Source organism: Lysobacter gummosus (genome assembly GCF_001442805.1).
GTDB lineage: Bacteria > Pseudomonadota > Gammaproteobacteria > Xanthomonadales > Xanthomonadaceae > Lysobacter > Lysobacter gummosus.
The window spans coordinates 1,396,641-1,423,385 of the sequence record NZ_CP011131.1; the positions used below are offsets into that span (position 1 = coordinate 1,396,641).

At 67.6% G+C, this 26,745-nt stretch carries 25 protein-coding genes; 9 read left to right on the plus strand and 16 right to left on the minus strand.

Annotation, left to right across the window (positions count from 1 at the left end):
- Positions 1 to 95: 95 nt before the first annotated feature.
- The 3 genes from phnF (at position 96) to LG3211_RS05690 (ending at position 5,439) form a co-directional block, all read left to right on the plus strand.
- Positions 96 to 935, plus strand: a complete 840-nt coding sequence (phnF, locus tag LG3211_RS05680) for a phosphonate metabolism transcriptional regulator PhnF (protein WP_057941968.1) — start codon at positions 96 to 98, stop codon at positions 933 to 935.
- Positions 936 to 1,034: 99 nt separating this feature from the next.
- Positions 1,035 to 3,074, plus strand: coding sequence for a hemopexin repeat-containing protein (locus LG3211_RS05685; protein ID WP_083512338.1), 2,040 nt, complete (start codon positions 1,035 to 1,037; stop codon positions 3,072 to 3,074).
- Positions 3,075 to 3,294: 220 nt separating this feature from the next.
- Positions 3,295 to 5,439 carry a tetratricopeptide repeat protein gene (locus LG3211_RS05690; RefSeq protein ID WP_187313138.1) on the plus strand — a complete coding sequence of 715 codons (2,145 nt, stop codon included), beginning with the start codon at positions 3,295 to 3,297 and terminating at the stop codon, positions 5,437 to 5,439.
- Between the two features lie 56 nt (positions 5,440 to 5,495).
- Here LG3211_RS05690 and LG3211_RS05695 read toward each other — a convergent pair whose 3' ends face one another.
- On the minus strand, positions 5,496 to 5,939 hold the full coding sequence (locus LG3211_RS05695; RefSeq protein WP_057941971.1) for a hypothetical protein: 444 nt from the start codon (positions 5,937 to 5,939) through the stop codon (positions 5,496 to 5,498).
- A 1,204-nt stretch (positions 5,940 to 7,143) separates the two neighbouring features.
- On the opposite strand from LG3211_RS05695, the gene LG3211_RS05700 reads away from it, so the two are divergent.
- The gene (locus LG3211_RS05700) at positions 7,144 to 7,869 is read left to right on the plus strand and encodes a hypothetical protein (RefSeq protein ID WP_057941972.1); all 726 of its coding nucleotides are present in this window, start codon (positions 7,144 to 7,146) and stop codon (positions 7,867 to 7,869) included.
- A gap of 128 nt (positions 7,870 to 7,997) precedes the next feature.
- On the opposite strand, the gene LG3211_RS05705 is transcribed toward LG3211_RS05700, so the two are convergent.
- From LG3211_RS05705 to purM, 9 genes are all read right to left on the minus strand, one after another.
- The gene (locus LG3211_RS05705) at positions 7,998 to 9,155 is read right to left on the minus strand and encodes a TIGR03364 family FAD-dependent oxidoreductase (RefSeq protein WP_057941973.1); all 1,158 of its coding nucleotides are present in this window, start codon (positions 9,153 to 9,155) and stop codon (positions 7,998 to 8,000) included.
- Positions 9,156 to 9,176: 21 nt separating this feature from the next.
- A complete protein-coding gene (locus LG3211_RS05710) occupies positions 9,177 to 10,472 on the minus strand; it encodes a DUF5690 family protein (protein ID WP_057941974.1) in 1,296 nt (431 codons plus the stop codon).
- Positions 10,469 to 11,158: an HAD family hydrolase gene (locus LG3211_RS05715; RefSeq protein ID WP_057941975.1), complete on the minus strand. Its 690-nt coding sequence runs from the start codon at positions 11,156 to 11,158 to the stop codon at positions 10,469 to 10,471. Before LG3211_RS05715 ends, LG3211_RS05710 begins: the two co-directional genes overlap by 4 nt.
- 198 nt (positions 11,159 to 11,356) lie before the next feature.
- Positions 11,357 to 11,764 carry a DUF4259 domain-containing protein gene (locus LG3211_RS05720; protein WP_057941976.1) on the minus strand — a complete coding sequence of 136 codons (408 nt, stop codon included), beginning with the start codon at positions 11,762 to 11,764 and terminating at the stop codon, positions 11,357 to 11,359.
- A 77-nt stretch (positions 11,765 to 11,841) separates the two neighbouring features.
- The gene (locus LG3211_RS05725; RefSeq protein WP_057941977.1) at positions 11,842 to 12,270 is read right to left on the minus strand and encodes a hypothetical protein; all 429 of its coding nucleotides are present in this window, start codon (positions 12,268 to 12,270) and stop codon (positions 11,842 to 11,844) included.
- Between the two features lie 26 nt (positions 12,271 to 12,296).
- Positions 12,297 to 12,707, minus strand: a complete 411-nt coding sequence (locus LG3211_RS05730) for a hypothetical protein (RefSeq protein ID WP_057941978.1) — start codon at positions 12,705 to 12,707, stop codon at positions 12,297 to 12,299.
- Between the two features lie 35 nt (positions 12,708 to 12,742).
- Positions 12,743 to 13,210, minus strand: coding sequence for a hypothetical protein (locus LG3211_RS05735; protein ID WP_237049837.1), 468 nt, complete (start codon positions 13,208 to 13,210; stop codon positions 12,743 to 12,745).
- 58 nt (positions 13,211 to 13,268) lie between these two features.
- Positions 13,269 to 13,898, minus strand: a complete 630-nt coding sequence (locus LG3211_RS05740; RefSeq protein ID WP_057941979.1) for a DUF2238 domain-containing protein — start codon at positions 13,896 to 13,898, stop codon at positions 13,269 to 13,271.
- A 20-nt stretch (positions 13,899 to 13,918) separates the two neighbouring features.
- A complete protein-coding gene (purM, locus tag LG3211_RS05745) occupies positions 13,919 to 14,983 on the minus strand; it encodes a phosphoribosylformylglycinamidine cyclo-ligase (protein WP_057941980.1) in 1,065 nt (354 codons plus the stop codon).
- Between the two features lie 320 nt (positions 14,984 to 15,303).
- Between purM and LG3211_RS05750 the strand changes: the two genes are divergently transcribed.
- The 4 genes from LG3211_RS05750 (at position 15,304) to LG3211_RS26280 (ending at position 18,593) form a co-directional block, all read left to right on the plus strand.
- Positions 15,304 to 16,380 carry a DUF2066 domain-containing protein gene (locus LG3211_RS05750; protein WP_148648770.1) on the plus strand — a complete coding sequence of 359 codons (1,077 nt, stop codon included), beginning with the start codon at positions 15,304 to 15,306 and terminating at the stop codon, positions 16,378 to 16,380.
- 3 nt (positions 16,381 to 16,383) lie between these two features.
- The gene (locus tag LG3211_RS05755) at positions 16,384 to 17,580 is read left to right on the plus strand and encodes an AI-2E family transporter (RefSeq protein ID WP_057941982.1); all 1,197 of its coding nucleotides are present in this window, start codon (positions 16,384 to 16,386) and stop codon (positions 17,578 to 17,580) included.
- Positions 17,577 to 18,302 carry a DnaA regulatory inactivator Hda gene (gene hda, locus LG3211_RS05760; RefSeq protein WP_057941983.1) on the plus strand — a complete coding sequence of 242 codons (726 nt, stop codon included), beginning with the start codon at positions 17,577 to 17,579 and terminating at the stop codon, positions 18,300 to 18,302. The genes LG3211_RS05755 and hda overlap by 4 nt, the downstream gene beginning before the upstream one ends.
- A 114-nt stretch (positions 18,303 to 18,416) precedes the next feature.
- Positions 18,417 to 18,593: a hypothetical protein gene (locus tag LG3211_RS26280; RefSeq protein WP_187313139.1), complete on the plus strand. Its 177-nt coding sequence runs from the start codon at positions 18,417 to 18,419 to the stop codon at positions 18,591 to 18,593.
- A 1,020-nt stretch (positions 18,594 to 19,613) separates the two neighbouring features.
- Here the strand turns inward: LG3211_RS26280 and LG3211_RS05765 are convergent.
- From LG3211_RS05765 to cysG, 6 genes are all read right to left on the minus strand, one after another.
- Complete coding sequence (locus tag LG3211_RS05765; protein WP_057941984.1) at positions 19,614 to 20,114, minus strand: O-acetyl-ADP-ribose deacetylase; 501 nt, start codon at positions 20,112 to 20,114, stop codon at positions 19,614 to 19,616.
- Between the two features lie 4 nt (positions 20,115 to 20,118).
- A complete protein-coding gene (locus LG3211_RS05770) occupies positions 20,119 to 20,673 on the minus strand; it encodes an RNA 2'-phosphotransferase (RefSeq protein ID WP_057941985.1) in 555 nt (184 codons plus the stop codon).
- Positions 20,674 to 20,785: 112 nt separating this feature from the next.
- The gene (gene murU, locus LG3211_RS05775) at positions 20,786 to 21,523 is read right to left on the minus strand and encodes an N-acetylmuramate alpha-1-phosphate uridylyltransferase MurU (protein ID WP_057941986.1); all 738 of its coding nucleotides are present in this window, start codon (positions 21,521 to 21,523) and stop codon (positions 20,786 to 20,788) included.
- Positions 21,520 to 22,539: an aminoglycoside phosphotransferase family protein gene (locus LG3211_RS05780; protein ID WP_057941987.1), complete on the minus strand. Its 1,020-nt coding sequence runs from the start codon at positions 22,537 to 22,539 to the stop codon at positions 21,520 to 21,522. Before LG3211_RS05780 ends, murU begins: the two co-directional genes overlap by 4 nt.
- A gap of 417 nt (positions 22,540 to 22,956) precedes the next feature.
- Positions 22,957 to 23,937 carry a cysteine synthase A gene (gene cysK, locus LG3211_RS05785; RefSeq protein ID WP_057941988.1) on the minus strand — a complete coding sequence of 327 codons (981 nt, stop codon included), beginning with the start codon at positions 23,935 to 23,937 and terminating at the stop codon, positions 22,957 to 22,959.
- Between the two features lie 30 nt (positions 23,938 to 23,967).
- Positions 23,968 to 25,422: a siroheme synthase CysG gene (gene cysG / locus LG3211_RS05790; RefSeq protein ID WP_057941989.1), complete on the minus strand. Its 1,455-nt coding sequence runs from the start codon at positions 25,420 to 25,422 to the stop codon at positions 23,968 to 23,970.
- 335 nt (positions 25,423 to 25,757) lie between these two features.
- Between cysG and LG3211_RS05795 the strand changes: the two genes are divergently transcribed.
- Positions 25,758 to 26,741, plus strand: a complete 984-nt coding sequence (locus LG3211_RS05795) for a LysR family transcriptional regulator (RefSeq protein ID WP_057941990.1) — start codon at positions 25,758 to 25,760, stop codon at positions 26,739 to 26,741.
- Positions 26,742 to 26,745: the final 4 nt, after the last annotated feature.

The window sequence follows — 26,745 nt, forward strand, 5'->3', positions numbered from 1 at the left end:
CGGGTTCTGTCACGGCCATGCAACGCCGACGCGTTCTCATGGCCGCTGATGCCGAGCCCGACCTGTCTAGTCAAACAGGCGCAGATGGAGGTTGTATGACATCCACCCAGCGAGCCGTCGTAGCCAGCGACTCCGCCGACACGGCCGCCGCGCTGTTCGCGCCGGACGAAAACCCGCATCGCGAGGGCGACGCCGCCGCGGGCGATCACCCCGCCCAGCGCGATGCCGCGCTGCCGCTGTGGCAACAGATCGAGGCCTCGTTGCTGAAGGACATCCGCGCCGGCAACCTGAGCGAAGGCGACAAACTGCCGTCGGCGTTCGATCTGGCCAAGCGCTTCGGCGTCAACCGCCACACCGTGCGCCGCGCCATCGAAGCCCTGGAAGAACGCGGCTTCCTGCGCACCGAAACCGGCCGCGGCAGCTTCGTGCAGGAGCATCCTTATCACTATCCGATCGGCCGCCGCACCCGCTTCGGCAAGGCCATGCACGACCTCAACGTGGAAAGCCGCTATCGCCTGATCGAAGCGGGCATCCAGACGCCGCCGCGCCAGGTCTCGCGCTCGCTGGGGCTGATCTCGGGCGAACGCGTGCACCGCATCGTCTATTCCAGCGAAGTCGAAGGCCGCACCGTCGACCACAGCGAGGCCTGGTTTCCGGCCTCGCGTTTCCCCGGCCTGGACCGTGTATTCGCCGAACAATTGTCGGTGACCCGCACCCTGGCCGAATTCGGCGTACGCGATTATCTGCGCAAGCACACCTCGGTGATGGCGCGCCTGCCCGGCGCCGAAGTCGCGCGCGTGCTCGGCCAGTCCACGCGCCGGCCGGTGTTGTGCGTGCACTCGCTCAACGTCGATACCCAGGGCGTGCCGGTGCAGTTCGGCGTGACTTCCTTCGCCGGCGACTGGGTGCAGCTGATGGTGATGACCGATTCGTGACATGAACTTGCCAGGCCCTGGCGGTTGCGCGGTTTGAGTCACGCCAGTGGCTGGCGATGCGTCCTAGCCTGCGGGCTCCTTTCACCGCAGGAGCACCGCATGCCGCGTTCCCGATTGCATTGTTCCAGTATCGCTGCTTCCATCCTTCTGGCGCTGGCCTGCGCCGCGCCGGCCATGGCCAAGACGCCGAAGGTGTTGTTCATCGGCACCGACGGGTTTCGCGGCGACGTGTACGGCACCACGCCCACGCCGAACCTCGACGCCCTGGTCGCCGACGGTTATCTCGGCCGCGAAGGACTCACCGCCGACACCGCCATCAGCGGCACCGGGTGGTCGTCGCTGTTCACCGGCGTGGAGCGCGACAAGCACGGCGTCTACGACAACAGCTTCAAGGGCAAGAATTACGCTGCATGGCCCGACGTGCTGAGCCGCGTCGAAGCGGTCGCGCCGGGCAAGCGCACCGCCGCGGCCTTGTCGTGGTCGCCGCTGGCTACCGAGATTCCGTGGAAGGCCGACACGGTCTACAACGCCGGCAGCGACGCAAACGTGCTGAGCAAGGGGCTGGAACTGCTCGGCGAGGCGGCCGGTCCGGATGTGCTGCTGCTGGATTTCAATCAACCCGATGAAGCCGGCCACGCCGGCGCGTACTTCAACCGCGACGCCAGCGGCTATACCGCAGCGATCCGCGGCATCGACGGCTACATCGGCCAGCTCACGGCCAAGCTGCGCGCGCGTGCGAACTACGCCAACGAAGACTGGCTGATCATCGTCGGCACCGATCACGGCGGCTCGATCCATCACGGCCACAACACGCCGGAAGACCGCAAGGCGCTGATCGCCTTCAGCGGCGAATCCGTGCCCAAGCTCGGCCTGGAGCCGCTGCGTCTGGCGCCGCGCCAGGTCGATGTCGCGCCGAGCATCCTCGCCCATCTGGGCCTGGCGGTGCCGGCCGGTCTCGACGGCCGGCCGATGCACAAGCCCGCGCGCGAAGCCGCGCCGGCGTTCGGCGTGAATCTGCTTGCCAACGCCGATGCCGAATATTCGCAAGGCCGCATCGATCGCGCCTACGACAGCGACGTGCCGGGCTGGCGCAAGGGCAACGGCGGACAAGTGGTGAACTACGCGCAGTACGCGTGGTTGCCGGCGCGGCCCAGCGGCGGCGGCGCGAATCTGCTGATCGGTCGCGATACCTCGCGCAGCAATACTCTGAGCCAGCGTGTGGACTTGCGCGGGCTGAACCTCAGCGACGGCGCGGCGACGTTCAAGTTCAACGCCGATCTGGGCGCATCCAGCGGCCATCGCGCGCGGGTGTTCCTGCGCTTCTACGATCTGCGCGGACTGGCCAGCTTCAGCGCCGCCGGCATCGGCCACGTGTTCCGCGGCAGCGACTACTATCGCTACGACATCGCCGCCGACCGCGTCGCCAGCGGTTATCCGCAATCCATCGCCGCCAACTGGCCGGGGCTGGAGAAATTCGCCGGCGGCGCGCGCGATATCGACGCGGCTTTCGAAGCCGGCAACGGCAAGGTGTACTTCTTCAAGGACGCGCAGTACCTGCGCTACGACCTGGCCGCGCGCCGCGCCGACCCGGGCTATCCCGCGGCGATCGCCGGCAGCTGGCCGGGCCTGGAGAAATTCGCCGGCGGCGCGCGCGACATCGAAGCGACGTTCTTCTTCAGCCGCAGCAAGCTGTATTTCTTCAAGGGCGATCAGTACATCCGCTACAACCTCGATAGCGATCGCGCCGACAGCTATTACCCCGGCTATCTGTCCGACGCCACCTGGCCGGGCAGCGGCTACTGGCCGGCGAACTGGTCGGGCGCGCTGAACTTCGCCAACAGCAAGTCGTACGTCTTCAAGCCCGGCGAGTATCTGCGTTACGACCGCGTGCTCGATCGCGCCGACGCCGGTTATCCGGCGGCGATCAGCGCCTCCAGCTGGCCGGGCCTGCAAGCGCTCTACACCGGCAGCGCGTTCGAACTCGCGCCCGCCGGCGGCAACGGCGCCTTGCAGACCTACGCGTTGCAGGGCCGCGTCCCGGCCGACGCGCAATGGGCCGAAGTGGAAATCCGCTTCGAGCACGGCAACGCCACCGGCGATGCGTTCGCGGACAAGCTGGGTCTGACGATCGAGCGCTGAGCCGACCCTGCCGGACCGGCGCGAGCCGGTCCGGCGGTGGCCCGGCCAGCGGGCCCGAGCCACCGCGATTGCGATGGCGGCCCGCCGTTACTGTGACGCAGCGCGTGAAGTCGCCCCGCGGCGGCGATCGCGCCCCGCCGCTCAGCTTCCGCTTCCAGCCCGAATCGGCAAAGCTGCCGGCTGCGGCGGCACGGGGGCGAGCGTGGGCACGGACAGGGCGATGCGGTGGGTGTGGATGTGGGCGGCGTTGATCGCGCCGTCGGTGGCGCTGGCACAGACCGCACAGGGCAATGAGGCGGGCGCGGCGACGTGCTTGGAACAGGCGGTGGTGCTGCCCGATCCGGCCGAATGCCTGCGCCGTTACCGGCGCGAGCCCGACGGTGACATGCCGGCGACGCTGACGGCGTTGTACGAGCGCAGCGTCGAGCTGCAGAACAAAGGCGAATTCGCCGCCGCCGCGGCGGTGCTCGATTGCGCCGAGTCGGCCGCCGGCGCGCATCCGGCCGCGGCGATCGAACACGAGTTGCTGCGTCGCCGCGGCGTGCTCGATTACCGGCGCGAATGCCCGGCGCAGGCGCTGGAAAAATTCAAGCGCGCGCTGAAGCTGGCCGAGCGCAACGAGGACCGCCCGGCGCAATCCAAGACCTGGAACAACATCGGTTCGGCGCTGCGCCGGCTCGGTGATTACCGCGGCGCGCTGCAGGCGCTGATGACCAGCCTGGAGCTGCAGCGCGGCCTGCCGCAGGCCGAGGCCGGCAAGACCTTGAACAACATCGCCGACATCTATCGCGACCTGGGCGAGAACGCCAACGCGATCCGTCACTACGATCAGGCCCGCGCCGAATTCCTGCGCGACGGCAACAAGGCCGAGGCCGGCCACGTGCTGTCGAGCCTGGGCGTGCTGGCGCTGAACAACGGCGAGCTGCAGCGCGGGGAAAGCCTGCTGACCCAGGCGCGCGACGAGCTGATCCAGGCCGGCGACAAGAAATACCTGATGCGCACCTACAGCGAACTCGGCCGCGCCGCGATCGAACGCGGCGATGTGGCCGCAGCCAAGCGCTGGACCGACAGCGGCCTGGCGATCGCGGCGCAAGACGCCAAGACCATCGTGCCGGCGCCGCTGCAATTGCAGGCCGCGCGCGGCGACCGCCTGCGCGGCCAGGCGCGCGCCGCTCAGCAGCGCATGAGCCAGGCCTTGAACGCATTGGCGGTGCAGGACAGCGATCGTCCGGACCTGCTGGCGGAACTGGCGCGCGACTTCGAAGCGCTGGGCGAATGGCCGCAGGCGATGGCCGCGCTGCGTGAATCCGAGGACGCCGCGCGCGCGCTGCGCGAGGCGCGTTACGACCGCGAGATGAAGTGGATGCAACTGCGTTTCGAAACCGCCGAACGCGACCGCACCATCGCCGCGCTGGCGACGCAGAACCAGGTGCGCGCGCTGAGCCTGAAGCAGCGCACGCTGGCGTTGTGGCTGACGGTGGTATCGGCGCTGGCGGCCTTGCTGGGGCTGACGGTGTTCTTCCTGCGCCGGCAGCATCGCGCGCGCGTGGCCGAAGCGGCGCGTCAGGCGCGCTTGGCGGAGGAGGTCGATTACTACCGCCGCGCCGCCGCCGAACTCGGCGTCGATCGCGCGCGCCTGCAGGCCGCGCTCGACAGCCGCGACGACGCGGTGCTGGTGCTCGATGCCGGCGGCCAGGTGCTGGCGGCCAACCGCAGCGCCGGCGAATTGCTGCAACCCTCGCAAGCCGCACCGCTGGCCGGACGCGCGTTCGGCGAACTGCTGGACGAACCCGACGCCCTGCGTTTCGCCCAGGCGCTGGAGCATCTGGACGAATCCTCCGCGCCGCAGGGCTTCGATTTCAGACTCGGCGCGCAGGCCGAACCCCTGCGCGCGCAGCTCAGCGAAAGCGGGCAGGGCGAAGGCCTGATCGTGCTGGGGCTGAAATCCTCCGCCGCGCACGATGGCGCGACGACCGCGGGCGAAAACGCCGGAGCCGATCCGTTGGGCGTGGAAGCGCCGGCGATGGCCGACGAAGAACTACGTTTGTCGTTCCGCCGCGCGCTGGTGGAACTGATGCTGGCGGTGGTCGAAGCCTGGGAACGCAGCACCGGCCAGGGCCGACTGGAACTGGCGGAAAAGAGCCGGATCTGGCGCGTCACCGTCGACGACGGCCGTCTGCGCGCACGGGCGATGGAGCGTTACCTGAGCCTGTCCAAGCTGCCGCGCCAACCGCGCTGGCGCGACGTGCTGCGCTCGGGCTACTACGTCCTGGCCGAATGCGCGCTGGAGGAGCCGGTGCGCGACGAACTCCAGCGCCACGTCGATGCGGTGCTGGCCTATACACGACGCCACGCGCTGGTGTGAGCCCAGGCTGCCCCCGCAGGCGGGCGGCACACCGGCGCGTGGCGGCGCGGGGTTACTCAGTGACCGCCGGCGACGGCCGACGGCTTGATCGGCGTATCGCTGGGAAGCTTGCAGTAGACGCAGCGGCCGACCAGATTCTGCGCACCGCGGCCGCTGAAGCTGTAGCCGCTGTGGTGGTACTGCACATCGTTGTAGACCGACGGCGAGATCACCTGCGGCGTGCTGCCGGGCGACTTGTCCTGGCAGTAGTTGGCGATCATCAAGGTCGCGATCGCCCAATGGTCATCGACGATGCCGCAACTGGTCGGCGTGCACATGCCGCCGCTGCCGCTGTGCAGCGCCTCGAACTGGGTCAGCTGGGTCGGGGTGAAGCTGAACGAGCCCGCGTCGATCACCTGCGCGCCCGGATCCAGACAGGCCGCGTCGTTGTCGTGAGCCGAAGTGGCGGTGCTGGCCACAAGCGCCGCGCACAGCGCCAGCGTCGCAAATAAGGTTTTCATTATCGCCCCCTGTAGGCGAGTGATCAGGAGCGCCCAGCCTACGAACCCGCTCGGCGGCGCGTCCAAACAAATAGCGGGCACAAAGTGGGAACGTTTCCGGATGAACTTGCGTGCGGACACGATCGGATTGTGATCGCGTTTGCGCTATGGGCCAGTGTGCCGTCGCATGGTGCTGGAAATCTTCCCATTTCGTCCCGGTTCGGTCCCACATCCTTCCTCGCAAAACGGCGCCGCGCAGCGGTAAATAAAGACGTCGCTGAAGCGCGGACATCGACCCGATCCGGACACGATCGAACGATGTTGCGCCGGCCAAGGAAGGCGAACACGTCATCGGTTTCCGTCGCGATCCGCTCCGGAAGGAACGCTCCCGGAAGGAGCGGGGCACGGCGGCTCATCGGATCGCGCCCCGGGCCGCACCGGGGCGCGGTTCGCTGAGGTCGGCTAGGGAAGGCCCGGGTCCCGGGAACGGACCCGGCAACATCCGCCGCGCATGCGGCGGGTGCGAAACCATCGGGTTCGGCGCGCGATCGCGTCGTCCGCGGCTCCATCGCGAGCCTCACGGGCGGACCGCGCGAATGCGCCGGACCGGTTGGGCATAGGGATATGCAGCCCGCCCCGTATCGGCACGGATGCCGCTGCGGTCGGTCATGCGGCGCTTGCAGCGCGGCGTTGGCGGGTGCGGTCAGTCCGACGGGGGAGCCAGCGGGCTGGACGCCGCGGGCTATGGCGTATCAGGACGCCATAGCCCGCGATTGGATTGGCGAGGCATATCGCACTGCATGTTCGGATGGACGACGGCGCAAGGCCGTCGCGCGCGATCGCGTCGGCGAATCCCGGACTGCTTCGAATTCCGACTCCGGTCACTTATTACTTTTCGTTGCGCTCGATGTGCGCAGCGCGTCGTCGCGTGTCCGCCGCATTCGCCGCGCGTGCATCGCGCCTGTGACGCAGTTCGCGCTCGGCTTCGCGTACGCCGCGAATGTACCCGCCGCGACCCGCGCAGGCCCGATTCGATCCCGACTCCTTCCTCGTAAATCGCCGCGACGCGTCGGTAAATGATCGATGTCGGCGGCGCTCTTCTATCGCATCGACGCTTCGCACATCGCCCCGCGCATGTCGCCGAAGTCGCCCAAAAGCGCCGCGGACCATACACGACTCAGGTTCGAGTCCTTTCACTCCATTCACTCCAAGGAATCGCAACGCAATGGATATCAAGCATTCGATCGCCAAGCATGGAACGCGCATGGGCCGCTGGATCGGCGTGGCGCTGTTGGCCGGAGCCTGCGCGCCCGCGCTGGCCGGCAACCCGATGGACACGGTCGGCGCGGAACACAACGCATATCTGGGCTGCCTGGTCGCGCAGAGCGACAACGGCACGCGCAAGGGCAGCTTGCTGGAAGACGTGGTGGATCTGTGCGGCTACCGTCCGGAAGGTTCGCGCGAGGAATTCATCGCCACCTACGCCCCGTACATGCCGACCCAGCGCGACCTGCGCTTCGGCGAGCGCGTCGCGCCGTTCCGCAAGTATTTCGATACGCGCGAAGCCGCGTTCCTGGATCGCATCGATCGCGCCTTGTCCACCGACGCGCAATCGGCGGCCGAGATCGACGCGCAGCTGGCCAAGATCGAAAACGAAGCGATCGTCCAGCTCGACCCGAAGAGCCAGGGCGGCCAGGCCGTGCTCGCCGGCCTGAGCACCGCGCGCCATTCGCTGGAATTCTGGAACAAGCGCTATGACGTCGAAGCCGACGCCGGTCAGGTCCAGCACGCCCGGCGCAAGTGGTGGCAGGTCGTGCTGCAGGTCATCACCGTGGTCGGCGCCGACGTGGGTTGCGCGGTCGGCGTGAGCGCGATCCCGGGCGGCGCGGTCGCGGCCGGTGCCGCGTCGGCCGCATGTTCGGGCGGCGTCGAAGAGCTGTGGGGCAATTGATCGACGCATCGATCCGCACGATGCGGACATCGGCCCGATCATGAGCCGATAGTCGTGCAACGTCTCCGCGCCGGCAGGAATGGTCGGCGCGGAGATTTTTGCGTCGTGTTGTTGCGGTCTCGAATTTTTCAGGCCGCCGACCGGCGCACCGCACCGTAGCGGCCATCGACGATTTCTTCCGCCAGCCCGAAGCTCAAGGTCATGCCCAGTCCGCCGCCGCCAATGGCGTTGACGATGGTCACGCCCGGCGCCGGCTCGGCGACGAATTCGCTGCTGCCGTCGGTGAGCTTGGGATAGATGCCGTGCCAGGTCTGGATCACGCGCGGATCGGGCAGGCGCAGGAACCGGCCCAGGTAATCCAGCACCTTGGCGTTGATGCTGTGCTCGTCGAACGGGTCGTGCGTATGCGCGTAGGCGTGCGAGTCGCCGATGGTGATTTCGCCGCGGCCGTTCTGCGCCGCCATCACGTGGATGCCCAGTTCGATCAGTTCGCCGAACTGTTCCTGATAGCGCGCGCGCAGCGGCGCCACGTCGGCGGCCTGCTGGAAGCCGGCGTAATGCACCAGCGACAAGCCGCCGCACAGCGCCGAGCCCAGGCGGAAACCGTCCGGCTGCGCCGCCAGCCGCATCATCTGCAGCTTGCAGCGGGTCAGCGGCGCCGCCGCATACACCTGCGGATACAACTGTTCGAAGTCAGGGCCGTTGCACACGAACACCCGGTCGGCCTCGAAGCGGCGCGCGCCCGAATGCGCGCGTCCGCTTTCCACCGCGGTCACCGGCGTGCGCCAATGAAATTCCACGCCGTAGCGTTCGTGCAGATAGCCCGGCAGCGCAGCCAGGGCCTGGCGCGGATCGACGATCATCTCGTCGCGGTTGAACAGCGCGCCGCGCAGGTTCTCGCCGACCAGCGCCGGCGAGATCGCCAGCGCCGCGTCGCGATCGAGCAGCGAACACGGACGCAGCGAACGGTTGGAGGCCGCGTATTGTTCCAGCACCTCCCATTCGTCTTGCTCGTAGGCCATGTGCAGCGAGCCGCAGGGGTCGTGCCAGAGCTTGGCGCCGTCGATAACTTCTTGCCAGATCGCGCGCGAACGCAGGGCGCGCTCGTAGGCGGCACCGTTGGTCACGCCGATCGGCCAGATCATGCCGAAGTTGCGCACCGAAGCGCCGACCGCGCGGTCGTAGCGTTCCAGGACGGTGACGCGGTGGCCGCGCACGGCGAGCGCGCGGGCGATGGACAGGCCGACGATGCCGGCGCCGATGACGAGAGCGGATTCGGATTTCATGGACGATGCGTTGGCGAAAGTTCAGATGGGCGCGAGCGTCGGCGCGCTGGAGCGGCGCGTCGCGCGATGATGGAAATATACCGCCGACAGCAGCAGGCAGGCGCCGCCGAGCGCGGCCAGGGCCAGCACGGTCTGGGCGAAGAATTGCGTCCACGACAGCTGCAGGCCGGAGAATTCCTTCGTCAGCAGCACCGCGACGCTGCCCAGATAGCCGAAGGCATCCGACAGATACATCAGGAAACCGACGTTGCCGGCGACGCGGAAGGTCGCGATCAATCGTTCGTAGAACACGCAGTTGAACGGCACATAGGCCAGGTACAGGCCGAATCCGACCAACGCCAGCCACCACAGCGGCGGCAACGTGCCGGACTGGAACGCGAGCGTGCTGACACCGGCGACGGCGAGGCCGGCGAACATCAGCCCGTGCAGCGCCATCAGGCCGCGCAGGTTGTCGCGGAACCACGTCAGCCCAGCGGTCAACGCGAGCACCGCCAAGGCGATGGGCGTCTCGATCAACGCGAACACGCCCGCATTGCCGCCGTAGCCCAGATCGTTGAACAGCTCGGCCTCGAAGTTGTCGCGAAAGTCGCGCACCACGGTCAGCGCCACGTAGCACAGGATCATCAGCGCCAATCCCGGCAGGAACCGGCGCACGAAGGCGCGCCGCTCGTTGCGGTTCATCGGCAGGCGCTCGCTGCGTTCGCGGCGATCGTCGGCGTCGGGCTCGGGGATGCGTTCGAGGAAATGCAGCGCGATCACCAGCGGCGGCAGGAACAACAGCCCGGTCAGGAACGGCATCCAGAATTCGCTCACCCCCGTCAGCAGCAGCCACTTGCCGACGCTTTTGACGATGCCCGAGGCCATGATGAAACTCGACGCCAGGATCGCGCCCATCGCCTCGGTGGTGCGGCGGCCTTCCAGATAGCTGAACACCAGGCCCCAGACCATGCCCAGCGGCAGGCCGTTGAGGAACAGGAACGGGATATTCCACGGCGCCGGCACCAGGGCGAAGCCGAGCAAAGCCAGCCACGCCACGCCGATCAACATCAGCAGCAGGCGCGCGCGGCGGTCGCGGCGCAGTCCGCCGATCACGCCGATGCCGATGAACTTGCTGCACATGTAGCCCAGGATCTGCGCGACCACCAGCCACACTTTGTAATCGACATCCAGCCATTGCTGGCCCTGGAACGACGCGGCCGCGAACGGTTTGCGGAACGCGTACATGCACGCGTAGGTGACCAGCGCCGCGCCGCCGGCGAGCAGGGTCACCTGCCACTGGCGCATGCCCTCGCCGGTGTGGGCGCGCACGCGCTTCATGCCGCGGCGTTGCGCGCGCCGTCGGCGAGGCCGAGCAGCGCCGGCAGTTCGAACAAGGAATCGATGATGCGGTCGGGCCGGTATGGCTCCAGTTCGGCGCGGGTGAAGGCGCCGGTGGTGACCGACACTACCAATCCGGTCCTGGCGTTGCGGCCTTCGCCGATATCGACTTCGGTGTCGCCGACCTTGACCAGTTGCGCCGGATCGTCGATGGCGAACCGCTGCATCAAGGCCTGCGCCATGTCCGGCGCGGGCCGGCCTTGGGCGACTTCGTCGCTGGCGATCAGCGCGTCGATGCGATCGGCCCAGCGCAGGCGCTCGATGATGGCGTCGGCGATGTCGCGCGAGAAACCGGTGTTGAGCGCGACCTTGATGCCGTTGGCGCGCAGCAGGGCGAAGATCGATTCCGCGCCCGGCAGCGGTTCGATGCCCGGCCATTCGCGATAGCACACCAGCATGCGCTGGACGAAATCTTCGTGGATCGCCTTGACCGCCGCGTCGCTGGCCCGATCGCCGAGCAGACGCGCGATCGCCAGCGGCTTGGGATAGCCCATCAGCGGCCGACAGGCCTCGTGGTCGATCGGATGGCCGGCGGCGGTCATCGCGCCGACGAAAGCCTGGGCGACGAAGCCCGGATCCGACACGGTGGTGCCGGCGATATCGAACAAGGCGAGACGGTAGGTCATGACGGCCGGAAGCGCTGAGGAACAGGCGTCCAGCTTGGGCGGCGAGCGCAACCCGGTGATGACAGGGCGGGGACAACCGGGTGGACCTGTCTAGTCGGTCCGGTTGTGTTCAGGGTTCCACGGCCGCCCCGGCCGGGTTCGGTGCAGATAGCTCGCGCGGCTACCGCCCGGGGCGATGTCGATACGTTCTAGGGCCGCTCAGAACGCCAAGCGCGAGCGCAACTGCGCCACATCCGCCTGCCACGCGGCGAAGTCGTCGGTTTCCGCCCACAGCTCGCGCAGTTCCGATTCCGGGCCGAGGATACGATCGATCGCGCTGACCGCGTCGGCGATCAAGGCCGCGTCCGGCGACGGCCGCATCTTCGAAATCCAGATCATCAACTCTTCCTGCTTGCGCGCGGCGCCCGAGGGCCGGCCGATGGCGGCGGCGATCAGCTCGCCCGCGGCGATGCCCGCGCAGGCTTCGGGCGCTTCCAATTGTTCCTCCGCCTCCAGCACCGCGGCGATGGTTTCGCGCACCAGCGCCAGACTCTGATGGTCGCCCAACTCGTCCAGCCAATCGGCGGCGTCGTCGTTCTCGAAACTGCCAAAACCCCACGCGCCCATGTCTCGCTCCTTACTGCCAATGAAATATCGCTGATGAGTCGGCGAGCGGCCGCCGCGGTCGCGGCGAGCCGATGCGCTCAGGATCGTGCCTGGAACAATGCCTTCACCGAAGGCCGTCCCAACACGATGAAAGTGAATACGCCCAGCGTCGTGCCCAGCGGAACCGACAGGCAGGTCAGGCCGGCGACGACCTGGCAGAAGCCCAGGCCGCGACGGTCGCGCAGGCGCCGCGCGGTGGCGAAATGCAGCGCCGCGAACAGCAGGGACAACAGCGCGACGAACGCGCAGAAGCCGACGATCATGTTGATGAACGCCTGCGGCGGCGCCGAACTCGCGTTCGAGGCCTGGTCCATGCTGAACATGCTCGACATCATCGCGCCGTACAGCGCGATGAAGCCGATCGACAACAGGTCGAGTGCGGCGAACACGTAATAGACGATGCTGAGGATCTGCAGATGCGAAGCGTCTTCGGCGTTGGCCGTCGCACGCGGGTCGGTCTGGGACATTCCGGTGTCTCCTGTGGAGGGCGCGCTCATCGCGCGGAAGCGAACAACGCCTTGATCGGCGTTGCGCGCAAGAGGGTCAGGGCGTATGCGCCGGCAATGGCGCCGAACGGAAACAGCAGGCAACTCAGCGCCGACACCCCGATGCACAGCGCGCGCGAGCGCGGCCGGCGCAGGCTCAACGCGGTCGCCAGATGCAGCAGCGCGAACACCGTGTTGATCGCCAGCATCATCGTGCACAGCGCGATCGCGAGGTTGCCCAATTGCCCAGGTTCGGTCGCTAATGCCGCCGCTGCGTAGCTGTCGCGTATCGAGCGCGCGAACTGGCCGAACATCACCGCCGCCGCGACGTCCAACCCCACAAGCACATAGAACCAAAGACTCAGCCGATGCAGCGAAGCGGCCGGATCGCGGCTGGCGGGCGAATGCTTCCAGGCCATGTCGGTGGTCCCTGATCGCGCAGGCTGCGGGGTGTTCAACGCGCGGGAGCGAACAAGGCTTTGACGTGCGGCTTGGTCAGCTCGATCAGGGCGAATATGCCGAGGATCGTGCCGAACGGCATCAAGGTGCAGCTGATCGCGCTGACTACCAGGCAAAAGGTGTAGCCGCGGCGCTGGCGCAGCCGCTGTCCGGTCATGGCGAACAGGGCCGCGCAGGTCAGTCCGCCGAGGATGAACGTCGCGCCCATGATCAGGAATATCCAGCCGACCATCGGCGGCGGCGGGTTGGAGCCCTGCTCGAAGCGGCCGCCGATCATCGCCAGGCCCATTACCACATGGGCGATCGGAATCAGCGAGAACAAGCCAGTCAACGCGGCGAGCACGTAGTAGAGGATGCCGAGGATATCGAGCTGATGGGCCGGCGGGACGACGACGGGCGCTTCGACCGGCGGCCGCACGTCCAGGCTGCCGGAGTCAGAGGTGGAAGGATCGGGCGTGTTCATGACACAGGCTCTCCTTCAGAACGATGTCGATCGGCGCGATGCCGGCCGCGGCCGGCGATCAAGAGGCGCGGCCGGCCCGCGGCGCGGGCTCGCGCGCTCGCGGCCAGGCCGCCAGCGCGCCCAGTGTCGCAAGAAACATATCGGTGTGCGCGTCCCAGACATCGCCCTGCTGGCCGTTGTAGGACTCCGCGTCCGCCGGCGACATGGTCAGCGCGATCGCCCATTCGATCCATTCGTAGATCAGGCTGGTGCACATGATCGCCACGACCGCGAGCACGAACGCCTGCCGCGGCGACAGCGCCGGCCAGCGTTGGCGGAAGTACTCGCGCACGGCCGGCGCGAAGCACACGCCGTACAGGAAGTGGATGAAACGGTCGAAGTGATTGCGCTCGAAGCCGAAGGCCTGGTTCAGCGACCAGCCGCCGGTGAGCCACTGGATCCACTGGTCGTAAGGCACGTACGAGTACAGCCAGCGCGCGGCGATGCAATGCGCGGTCATGAACACGCAGATCGCGACGAAGTGGCCGTTGCGGATACCCCATCGGCGATCGTGGCGCCACAGCCAGAACAGCCCGACGACGGTCAGCACGCTGTGCATGCCTTGTTCGAACGGGCTCTTCGGCGAGATCCAGGTGACGGCGAACACCGCCAGCACCAGACCCAATGCGATCTTCTTGATCGCGCTCATGCGTCCCTGCGATGCGTGGCTCATCCGATGTGGACGCGCTCGCCTTCGCTGTGGCCGACCACTTCGCCGATGCGCCAGTGGCTCAGGCCCAGGCGCTTGAGATCGGCTTCGGTCGCGGCGACCGCATCGTCGGGCACCACCAGCACGAAGCCGATGCCGCAGTTGAAGGTGCGCCACATTTCCTCGCGCTGCACCGCGCCTTCGCGCTGCAGCCAGTCGAACACCGGCGGCAGGTTCCAGGTGGCGGTGCGGATATCCAGGCCGAGGCCGTCGGGAATCACGCGGATGATGTTTTCGGTCAGGCCGCCGCCGGTGATGTGGGCCATGGCGTGGATGGAGTGCTGGCCGCCGTTGGCGCGCAGCAGTTCCAGGATCGGCTTGACGTACAGCGCGGTCGGCTCCATCAGCGCGTCGATCAGGCGCACGCCGCCGACGGCGACGTCGCCCGGACGGCCGGCGCGGTCGAAGATGCGGCGGATCAGCGAATAGCCGTTGGAGTGCGGGCCGCTGGAGGCGATGCCGATCAGCACGTCGCCCTTGGCCACGCGCGAGCCGTCGAGGATCTGCGACTTCTCCACCGCGCCGACGGTGAAGCCGGCCAGATCGTATTCGCCCGGCGGATACATGTCGGGCATTTCCGCGGTTTCCCCGCCGATCAGCGCGCAGCCGGCGAGTTCGCAGCCGCGCGCGATGCCGCCGACCACGGCGACCGTGGTGTCCACGTCGAGCTTGCCGGTGGCGAAGTAGTCCAGGAAGAACAAGGGCTCGGCGCCCTGCACCAGCACGTCGTTGACGCACATGCCGACCAGATCGATGCCGATGGTCTCGTGGCGGTTGAGTTCCTGCGCGAGCTTGAGCTTGGTGCCGACGCCGTCGGTGCCGGAGACCAGCACCGGTTCGCGGTACTTGCCCGACAGATCGAACAGCGCGCCGAAGCCGCCCAGCCCGCCCATGACTTCGGGACGGAAGCTGCGCTTGACCAGCGGCTTGATGCGTTCGACGACCTCGTTGCCGGCGTCGATATCGACGCCCGCGTCGCGGTAAGTCAGCGGCTTGGGGGAGGTGTCGGAAGGAGATGCGGTCACGGCGGCCCCGGCGGTCGCGGAAGGAAACGCGGGATTTTAGCAGGCGGGGGGTGGCTAGAAGTGAGTTCAGAGGAGTGAGGAGTGAGTAAAGGCAGGCGCCGCGGCGCTTTTACTCACTCCTCACTCCTCTGAACTCGTTTCTCGCCCCAAAGCCGTTCAGGTCCCGAATGGACGATCCGGCTCCACTACGGCAACATTTCCGACCTTGAACGCCCGCACCGGCCTGACGGCCGCGAACGGCCTTCGAGCCGGGTCAGCGGCTCGCCATGCGGGCCGGATGCCCGCTCCTCATACGGATAGGGATAGCGATGGGCTTGTCGATGGGTAAGGCAATTCGGGGCTGGATGGCGGCGATGCTGCTGCTGGCGAGCTTCGCCGCGAGCGCGCAGCGCGTGGAAGGCGACCGCGCCCAGGCCGAAGGCGCGTACTCGGCCGAGGTGCCGGTCGGCGGCCAGAGCGAGAACGAGCGCAACGGCGCGATGGCGCGTGCGCTGGCCCAGGTGCTCAGCAAGATGTCCGGCGACCGCACCGCGGCCAGCCGCCCGGGCGTCGGCCAGGAGCTGCGCCGGGCCAAGGACTACGCCCTGGGCTACGACTACCGCCAGGACGAGGGCGTGTCGCAATCCACAGGCGCGCCGACCTTCCAGACCACCTTGATCGTCAATTTCGACCAGGAGAAGGTCGATAACCTCGCCTCGACCCTGGGCCTGCCGATCTGGCCGCAGCCGCGGCCCAAGCCGGTGCTGTGGATGGCGATCGACGACGGCAGCGGCCCGCGCCTGGTCGGTCTGGCGCAGGCCAACGCCGCGCGCGCGGCGCTCAATCGCGCGATCGAACGCGGCTACAAGCTCGGCCTGCCGACCGGCAGCGCGGCCGAACAGGCCAGCGTCGGCGCCATCTGGCGCGGCGACGCCGCCGCGGTGGCCCGCGCCTCGGCGCGCTACAGCCCGCCGATGCAGCTGATCGGCAAGCTGTACCGGGTCAAGGCCGGCGGCTGGAAGGGCGAATGGAGCTTCGTGGACGGCGGCAAGGTACTCAACAGCTGGACCAGCACCGATGCGGACGCGCGCAAGGTCATGTCCGGCGGCGCCGACGGTGCCGCCGATGCGCTGATGAAGCGCTACGCCAAGCGCAGCGTGGCCGGTCCGCCGGGCACCTACCGCGTCGTGTTCACCGGGGTGCGCAGCGCCGACGACTACATCCGCCTGGCCGGCTACCTGCAGGGCCTGGCGGTGATCCGCAAGATCACCCCGGTGCGCACCACCCCGGAAAGCCTGGAGTTCGACCTGGAGCTGCTGTCGGGCCTGCCCGGCCTCAAGCGCATGGTCGATGCCGGCAGCACCCTGGTGGCGCTCGATGGCCTGGAAGGCCAGCCCCCCGTGTATCAGTTGCACTGACGCATGGAACGCACTCCTCTGGAAGACATCGCCCAGTTCCTGCGCCGTCTGCAATGGACGGCGCTCGGCGTGGGCGCGTGCTGGCTGCTGTGGGTCCTGGCGCCGGTGCTGACCCCGTTCGTGGTCGCCGCGATGCTGGGCTGGCTCGGCGACCCGCTGGTCGATCGGCTCGAACGCACCGGCCGCTCGCGCAACACCTCGGTGATCCTGGTGTTCACCTCGATGGCCTTGCTGGTGCTGCTGATCCTGGTGCTGCTGGTGCCGTTGATCGAGCGCCAGATCAGCACCCTGATCGTGTCGCTGCCGCGCTATCGCGACTGGTTCACCGGCATCGCGATTCCGTGGCTGGAGCAGCGCACCCGCCTTGAGATCAGCGACTGGCTCGATCTGAATCACCTGATCGAACTGGTGCGCAGCAACTGGGAGCGCGCCGGCGGCGTCGCCACCACGCTGCTGGGCTATCTGTCGCGTTCGGGCTTCGCGGTGATGGCGATGATCGCCAACATCGCCCTGCTGCCGGTGCTGACGTTCTTCTTCCTGCGCGACTGGGACGTGCTGGTCGAGCGGGTCGCCTCGCTGATCCCGCGCGATCATCTGGCCACCGCCAGCCGTCTGGCCAAGGCCTCCAGCGACGTGCTCGGCGCGTTCCTGCGCGGCCAGTTCCTGGTGATGGTCACCCTGGGCGTGATGTACGGCATCGGCCTGTGGGGCGTCGGCCTGGACCTGGGCATCCTGATCGGCATCATCGCCGGCCTGCTGACCTTCGTGCCGTACCTGGGCCCGGCCAGCGGCATCGTCCTGGGCGTGATCGCGGCATTGGTGCAGTACGGCGACTGGAAATACGTGGCCGGCGTGCTGGCGGTGTTCGGCGTCGGCCAGGTCATCGAAAGCTATTGGCTCACCCCGAAGCTGGTCGGCGATCGCATCGGCCTGCATCCGGTCGCGGTGATCTTCGCCGTGCTCGCCGGCGGCACCTTGTTCGGTTTCCTCGGCATGCTGCTGGCGTTGCCGATCGCGGCGGTGGCCAACGTGCTGTTGCGCTATGCGCAGGAGCGCTACACCCACAGCCGTCTGTATGCGGGCGATCATCCGGCCGACCTGCTCGATCCGGCGACCGCGCCGAAGGCGGACGCGGCCACGCCGGCCGGCGATAACGGCAACGGCAACGGCGCAGCCGGCGCGGAGCGCGAAACTCAGTGAGCGTTCCGCAGTTGCCGCTGGCCCTGCGCTATCCGCCGGACCAGCGTTTGGACACGTATGTCGATGCACCCGACGGCGCGATCGCGCAGTTGCGCGCGCTGGCCACGCAGACCCACGAGACGGCCGGTTATCTGGACCCGACCGGCGCCGACTGGGTCTACCTCGCCGGCCCGGCCGGCGTGGGCAAGACGCATCTTTTGCTCGGCGCCTGCGCGGCCGCGGAAGCCGCCGGCCGCCGCGCCGCCTATCTGCCTCTGAGCGCCGCCAGCGGCCGTCTGCGCGATGCCTTGTTCGCGCTGGAAGGCAACGATCTGCTGGCGCTGGACGGCATCGAGGCGATCGCCGGCGATCGCGACGACGAAGTCGCCTTGTTCGACACGCACAACCGCGCGCGTCAGGCCGGCATCGCCCTGATCTACGCGGCGCGCGAAAATCCCGATGAGTTGCCGTTGAGCCTGCCGGACCTGCGTTCGCGCTTGTCGCAATGCACGCGCATCGTGCTGTCGCCGCTGGACGACGCGGGCCGCGGCGAGGTGCTGCGGCAGCGTGCGCAGCGGCGTGGGCTGGCGTTGGATGAAGCGGCGCTGGATTGGTTGCTCAAGCGGGTCGATCGCGATCTGGGCGGGTTGACCGCGTTGCTCGATAAGCTCGACCGCGCTTCGCTGGCTGCGCAGCGGCGGATTACGGTGCCGTTCTTGAGGCAGACGCTCGGGGCGGAGTAGGGCGGTGTCGGGGATCTAGAGATCGATAGGCGATCGTCGTTGATCGCGGCGTTTGTGTGCTTGTGTTGTTGCCGAGCCGAGCCGAGCCGAGCCGAGCCGTTGTGATTGCGTTGCGTGAACGTGACCGATGTATTCGTTACTCCGGCGAGAGCCGAAATTTTTTTGCTGCGGTCACTGCCAAGATTTTGCTTCCGCTTCCGCTTCCGCTTCCGCTTCAGCTTTGCCGTTGCCGTTGCCGAGATTTTGCTTCGCCTCGGCTTTGCTTTTGCCGTTGCTGGGCGCGGCTTGTAACTCGCGAGACCAGGGACACCCGGAGGGCGGCGCACATGGACGTGCGCCGGGTCCCACCTTGGGCAGGATGCCCAATGTGGGACCTGCCCACGAAAGCATCGCACTCGTGGCTCTTGATTCGAAACAGCCAAAAGCCTTTTCTTTGGTTACTTTTGACCGAAGGAAATCCCGTGGGACTTTGTCGCTTGGACAAAGAAAGTGACCCGCCGCTCCATGACGGAAGCGTTTAGCGTTTGATCTTGCTTGAAGCATTTGATCTTGCTTGAAGCGTTTGATCTTGCTTGTAGCGGTTGACCTTGCTTGGAGAGTTTGATCTTTCTTTAGGCTTCTAAGGAACCTGAAAGCCCCTGATCGAAACAACCATGCCAGCGCACTCCCTCCTGTCGTCATTCCCGCGAAAGCGGGAATCCAGTGCCTTTCGTGCGAGAACGCTTGAAGTCGCTGGATTCCCGCCTTCGCGGGAATGACGAGCAAAAAGCAGAAGCCTCAAGCGAGAGCGAGAGCGAGAGCGAGAGCGAGAGTAAGATCAAACGCCTAAAGCTTCCGCCATAGAGCGGCGGGTCACTTTCTTTGTCCAAAGCCACAAAGTCCCACGGGATTTCCTTCGGTCAAAAGTAACCAAAGAAGGGGCTTTGGACTGTTTCGAGTCAAAAGCCACGAGTGCGTAGCTTGCGCAGGCAGGTCCCGCAGTGGGCATCCTGCCCACGGCGGGACCCGGCGCACGTCCATGTGCGCCGCCCTCCGGGTGTCCCTGGTCTCGCGAGTTACAAGCTGCGCCGGGCAACAGCAACAGCAACAGAAAAGACGGAGCCGGAGCCGGAGCCGGAGCACAGCAAAGCCGAAGCACAGCAAAGCGGAACCGAGGCAAAGCAAAATCTCGGCAACGGCAACGGCAACGGCAACGGCAACGGCAACGGCAACGGCAACGGCAACGGCAAGAACACGTTGTCGCGAAGAAGCGCGGCGTACCCTCGTCGCAGCGATTATGTCGATGCGAACAAGGCGAAGAATCGCGGGTTTCTAACCCAACAGCTCGCGATAAACCGCCAAGTCGGCGGCAGAAAAACAGCAGAAGACGATCCGCTCGATCGATCCCGGATCATCGGCATGCGCCCGCGCAGTATCGATCGCGATCTGCGCCGCAGCCCGCAACGGGTAACCGAAAATGCCCGTGCTGATACACGGAAACACAATGCTGGCGACGCCGCGGCTCGCCGCGAGTTCGAGCGAACGCCGGTAGCAAGAGGCCAGCAGCGCCGGCTCGCCTTCGCCGCCGCCGCGCCACACCGGGCCGACGGTGTGAATGATGTACTTCGCCGGCAACCGATAAGCGCCGGTGAGCTTGGCCTCGCCGGTCTTGCAGCCGCCGAGCAGCCGGCATTCGGCGACCAGGTCCGGGCCGGCGGCGCGATGGATCGCGCCGTCCACGCCGCCGCCGCCGAGCAAGGACGAATTGGCCGCGTTGACGATCGCATCGACCGCCAATGTGGTGATGTCGCCCTGGATCGCGCTCAGTTGCATCGGCTCAACCTTGCTCCGGCCAGTCGATGAATTCCGCCGCGACCGCGTCGGTCAGCCATACGCCGTTTTCCGAGCGGAAGAACGCCAGCCCGCGCGCATGCATCTCGCCGGAACGGATCTTCAGCACCAGCGGCTTGCCGTGGCGGCTGCCGACCTTGATCGCGGTGGCTTGATCGGACGACAGATGCACGTGCTGGCGGCTTTGCTTGACCAGGCCCAGGTTGCGGATCGACTTGGCGAAGCGGGTCGCGGTGCCGTGGTAGAGCGTGGCCGGCGGTTCCAGCGCGGTCAGGGCCAGATCGACCTCGATCGAATGGCCCTGATTGGCGCGGATGCGCAAGCCGTCTTCGCTGATCGCGAAACGCTGCTTGTCGTTGTCGCGCACTACTTCGTCGATCAATGCGCGGGTGACCGGCTTGCCGCTGGCGTTGGCCAGGTCGATGAGTTCCTCGATGTCGGCCCAGCCGTTGGCGTCGAGGGTCAGGCCGATCGCTTCCGGTTCGTGGCGCAGCACGAGGCTGAGGAATTTGCTGGTCTTGGTGAGGCTTACGGCGGTCATGGGGTGTCCGATGTCGTGTGGGGCGGCGCGGCTGGCGATATCGCGCCGCGCTCGTCGTTGTGGTGTCCGCGGCTCCGGCCCGAGGCGCGGGGCGGGTGTTCGGCGCTGAGGGTCAGGCGTGTTGTTCCGCGGTCAGCGCCGCGTCGAGCTGCTGCAGACGCTCCGGCGTGCCGACGTCGGTCCAGCGGCCGCGATGATGTTCGCCGCCGATGCGGCCGCGCGCGGCGCTGGCGCGCAACAGCGGCACGGTACTGAAACGCGGCGGCGTGCGATGCGCGTCTGCGGTGTCGCCCAGTGCGGCGTTCAAGACCGCGCGCCAATCGTCGAACAGCGAAGCGCGATACAAGCCGATGCCGGAGTAGGTCAGGCGCGATTCGCCTTCGTTGTCGATACGGCCGTTTTCCAGCTGAAAATCGCCCAGCGGCCGTTGCACCGGATTGTCCACCAGCAGCAGATGGGCATCGCCGTCGAACTCGCGCGGCAACGCGGCGAAATCGTAGTCGGTCCAGATATCGCCGTTGGCGACGATGAACGGTGCGTGCGGATCGACGCCTTCGTGCAGCAGCTCCAGCGCGTGCAGCATGCCGCCGCCGGTTTCCAGCGGCGTGTCGCCCTCGTAGGAAAAACGCAGGCGCAGGCCCCAGCGCGCGCCGTCGCCGAGGGTGGCCGGAAACTGCTCGGCCAGCCAGGAGGTGTTGATCACGACTTCGCGCACGCCGATCCCGGCGAGCTTTTCCAGATGCCATTCGATCAGGCGCTTGCCGCCGACCGCGAGCAAGGGCTTGGGCGTGTGCAGCGACAACGGCCGCATGCGCTCGCCCAGGCCGGCGGCGAAGATCAGCGCTTTCATGCCGGCACGCCGGTCGCGGGCGCCAGCGCGGGACGCACGTAGCGTTCGACGATCTCGGCCAGCGGCGCCAATTCGGGATAGCGCGGCAGGACGATGTCGAGATAGCGCAGGAAGCGCGGCGCATCGGCCAGGTACTTGGGCTTGCCGTCGCGATGGTTGAGCCGCGCGAACAGGCCGAGGATCTTGATGTGGCGCTGCAGGCCGGCGAAATCCGCGTCGCGGCGGAAGCGCGCGAACTCGGGCAGGGGAATGCCGGCGGAGATGGCGCGCGCGTGGTAGCGCGCGAGCCAGACGTCCACGCGCTCTTCCGGCCAGCTGATGAAGGCATCGCGGAACAGGCTGATCGGGTCGTAGGCGATCGGGCCTTTCAGCGCGCCCTGGAAATCGATCACCGCCACGCCGCCGTCCACCGGCATCAGATTGCGCGGCATGTAGTCGCGATGCACGAAGACCTGCGGCTGGGCGAGGACGTTGTCGAGGATGCGGCGATAGGCCAGATCGAGCCGTTCCAGATCGCCGCCATCCAGGGTCAGGCCCAGGTGCCGGCCCAGGAACCATTCGTCGAACAGACGCAGCTCGCGGCTCAGGAAGGCTTCGTCGTAGGGCGCCAGATCCTCGGGGCAGGGCAGCGCCTGAATTTTCAGCAGTTCGCCGAAGGCCGCGTCGAACAGCGCATCGGCGTCGGCGTGGCCGGCTTCGAAGGCTTGCAGGAAGGTCTGCTGGCCGAGGTCTTCCAGCAGCAGGAAGCCGCGTTCCAGATCCTGCGCGCGCACCTGCGGCACGCGCACGCCGCCGGCGAGCAGCATCTCGCGGATGCGCAGCCACGGGCGCGCGTCTTCCAGCTCGGGCGGGGAGTCCATGACGATGACGCTGCCGGCGCCGGTCTGGCCGCGCCAATAGCTGCGGAAACCCGCGTCGAAGGAGGCTCGGGCGAGTTCGAGGCGGTCGTCGCCGGTCGCGGCGCGGGCCCAGTTCAGGCGGTCGGCGTCGCGGTCGGTGGGGTGTGGCTGGGTCATGCGGGCTCCGGCGGCCGGACGGGCCGCAGGTGCACAGGGTAAACGGGTGGAGGGCGTGGGTGAATGTCGCCGACGCCTGTGCCCTCATCCACCCTTCTCCTGCAAGCGGGAGAAGGACGCGAATCGCTCCCTCTCCCGCTTGCGGGAGAGGGTTGGGGTGAGGGCGCGAACCACCGGCGCAGCGCGCGACCACCATCGAGAAGAGTAGGGCGAAGCCCACGCCGCAGATCCCCCGAAAGCAGTCGCCACCGCCGCTTTAGGATTCCCTGCGCCGCGGACCCCGCCCTACGGGTGCCCGGGTAGTACTGCAAAACTCGGTAAAGCGCGGAGCGGAGCCGGCGCGCTACGCCTGCTTCGATGCGGCGGCACGTGCGCTCCGAAACCCGGCGCGCGCGGCTCCGCTCCGCCTGTTGCTCATCAGGCCGCGACGGACTCCTTCTGATCCAGCGAGGCCAGCCATTCGTCGTCGGAACCTTCCGACACGCCTTCGAACAAGAACGTGGACAGATAGCGCTCGCCGGTGTCGGGCAGCATCGCCAGCAGCACCGAGCCTTCCGGCGCGGTTTGCGCGACCTGCAGCGCCGCGGCCACGGTCGCGCCGGCGGAGATACCGACGAACAGACCTTCCTCGGCGGCGAGCCGGCGGGCGGTGTCGCGGGCGGTCACGTCATCGACCGGACGGATTTCGTCCGCGACGCCGCGATCGAGCACGCCGGGCACGAAGTCCGGCGTCCAGCCCTGAATCTTGTGCGGCTGCCAGGCCGCGCCGCTGAGCAAGGACGCGCCGGCCGGCTCGGAGGTGATGATCTTCAGATCCGGACGCGCCAGCTTGAGCACTTGCCCGGCGCCGGTGAGCGTGCCGCCCGTGCCCCAGCCGGTGACGAAGAAGTCCAGGCGCTTGCCGGCGAAATCGCGCAGGATTTCCGGGCCGGTGGTGCTGCGGTGATAAGCCGGGTTGGCCGGATTCTCGAACTGCTGGGCCAGGAACCAGCCATGTTTTTCCGCCAGTTCCGCGGCTTTGCGGACCATGCCGGTGCCGCGTTCGGCGGCCGGGGTCAGGATCACTTTCGCGCCGTAGGCGCGCATCAGCTTGCGCCGTTCGATCGAGAAGGTTTCCGTCATCACCGCGACGAAGGGATAACCGCGCGCGGCCGCGACCAGCGCCAGCGCGATGCCGGTATTGCCCGAAGTCGCTTCCACGATGGTCTGGCCGGGCTTGAGCGCGCCGCTGCGTTCGGCGTCGAGCACGATCGCCAGCGCCAGGCGGTCCTTGACCGAGCCGCCGGGATTGAAGGATTCGACCTTCGCGTACAGCGACACATGCTTGGGCGCGAGGCGATGCAGTTTGACGATCGGCGTGTTGCCGATGGTGTCGAGGATGCTGTCGTACAAAGGCATGGAAGTTCTCCCGTGGCGTGGGTGTGAGGGTCAGGCGGCCGCGGCGAACGCGGTGTCGCTGGAGATCGGCGCATCGGCGAAATCGGTCAGCGGCGCATCGCCGAACCAGTGCAGGCGCTGCGCCAGCGCGGCGACTTCGCCGACGATCAGCAAGGCCGGCGACTGCACCTGGTGCCCACGCGCGCGTTCGGCCAGATCGGCCAGCGTGCCGGTGACCACGCGCTGCTCGCGGCGCGAACCGTTTTCGATCAGCGCGAACGGCGTGGATGCCGCGCGGCCGTGTTGAATCAGTTTGTCGCGCAGCAGATCCAGCCCGGACACGCCCATGTAGACCGCCAGCGTCTGCTTTTCCTGCGCCAGCGCCTGCCAATCGAGGGTGTCGGTCGAGTCCTTCAGATGCGCGGTGACCAAGCGCAGCGATTGAGCATGCTCGCGATGCGTCAGTGGGACACCTGCGTAAGCGGCGCAGGCCACGGCGGCGGTGATGCCCGGCACGACTTCGAAGGCGATGCCGGCATCGGCCAGCACTTCCAGTTCTTCGCCGCCGCGGCCGAACACGAACGGATCGCCGCCCTTGAGCCGCACCACGCGCTTGCCGGCGCGGGCGTGTTCGAGCATCAACTCGTGGATGCGATCCTGCGTGGTGTGATGATTGCCGGCCTGCTTGCCGACTTCGATCAGCTCCGCGTCGCGGCGCGCCAGGCGCAGCACGTCGGCGCTGACCAAGCGGTCATGCAGAATCACATCGGCTTCGTTCAATACGCGCAGACCACGCAAGGTCATCAAGCCCGCGTCGCCCGGACCGGCGCCGACCAGCGCGACCGAACCTGCCGGCGGCGCATCGGGCTTGTCGTCGATCAAGGCTACGCCGAACGCGCGCTGCGCTTCGTCCAGGCGGCCTTCGCGCAGCAGCGAGGGAATCGGCCCGGACAGCACGCGATCGAAGAAACGCCGCCGCACCGCCATGTCCGGATAGTGGCGGCGGATGCGCGCGCGTTCGCGGCTGAGCAGGCGCGCGAGTTCGCCGAGCGATTCGTCGAACTGGGTTTCCAGGGTTTCGCGCAGATGCCGCGCCAGCATCGGCGCGCCGCCGCCGCTGGAGATGGCGATCTGCACCGGGCCGCGTTCTACCCGGGCCGGGACGTGAAAGCTGGAGGCCTCCAGATCGTCCACGACGTTGACCCAGACCCGGCGCGCTTCGCCGGCCTCGGCGACGGCGCGGTTGACCGCGCCATCGTCGGTGGCGGCGATCGCCAGCCAGGCCTGGTCCAGCCATTCGGGCTGGAAGTGTCCGGATAAGTGTTCGATCCGTCCCTGCGCCGCCCATTCGGCCAGCGCCGGCAGCAGCTGCGGTGCGCCCACGCGCACCCGGGCGCCGGCTTCGAGCAATGCCGCGGCCTTGCGCAGCGCCACCGCTCCGCCGCCGACCACGAGCACGGTGCGTCCGCGCAGGTCGGCAAACAGCGGAAACAGGGGGCTGGTCATGGCGGCGAGAGGGCAATCCGGGGACGATGAGGCGACCCTACGGCCCGCGGCCGGGGACCGGAAATGACGGGGCTGCCTTTGCACATGCCGTCACGTAATGAGTCGCTGCGTTGCGGGGCGGATACTGGACAAGGCCGCCATACGCCGGCTAGCCTATAAATCCCTTTATCCGAATAGAGCGATAAATAAGTGGACGCGGAGTGCCAGCGAATGTCCGGGATGCGATTTGACCGCCGTAACGACCGCAAACCCGCGGCCGCAGGCTGTTGTCGCTCGCCCCGACTCGCCGTGCCCGGTTCCGTTCCGCCCCGACTCTTATTCTGGATCGCTTCGCCATGACCCTGACCCAGCTGCGCTATCTGGTCGCCATCGCCGATTCCGGCCTCAACATCACCCTCGCCGCCGAACGCGTTCACGCCACCCAGCCCGGTTTGTCCAAGCAGCTCAAGCAACTGGAGGACGAATTGGGCTTCTTGTTGTTCGTGCGCAAGGGCCGCAGCCTGGAAGCGATCGCGCCGGCCGGCGAGCGCGTGCTCGAACACGCGCGCCGCATTCTCGAAGAAGCCGGCAATATCCGCGCCTATGCCGCCAATGAGCGCGGCCAGCACGCCGGGCGCCTGGTGCTGTCCACCACGCACACGCAGGCGCGCTACGTGCTGCCGCCGATCATCGCCCAGGTCAAGCGCGACTTCCCGCAAGTCAGCGTGCATCTGCAAGCGGCGGCCGACGGCGAGGTGCTGTCGCATCTGTCGCACGGCAACGCCGATCTGGCGGTGATCAGCACCGCCGGCGCGCCGCCCGAAGGCGGGCTGGCGGTGCCGCTGTTCCGTTGGCGCCGGGTGGTGCTGGTGCCGCGCGCGCATGCGCTGGCCAAGCTCGATCGCGCGCCGACGCTGGCCGAACTGGCGGCGCATCCTTTGATCAGTTACGAATCTTCGACGCGTCCGGAATCCTCGTTGCGCCGCGCCTTCAGCGCCGGCGGCCACGAGCCGCAGCTGGCGATGACCGCGCGCGATGCGGACTTGATCAAGACTTACGTGCGCGCCGGTCTCGGCGTGGGCGTGCTGGCGGAGATGGCGGTGACCTCGCGCGATGAGGACCTCAAGGCGCTGGTCGCGCCGGACGCATTTCCCGAGTGCATCACCTGGGCGGTGATCCCGCGTGCGCGGGTGTTGCGCGATTACGCGCTGGAGTTGCTGCACGGCCTGGCGCCGCAGATCGACCGGCGCGATCTGCGGCGGGTGCTGGAAGGCAATCTGGAACCGCAGTGGCCTAAGGCGCCTACTTGGGTTGAATTGACTCAGCCGATTAGTTCTTGAGGTC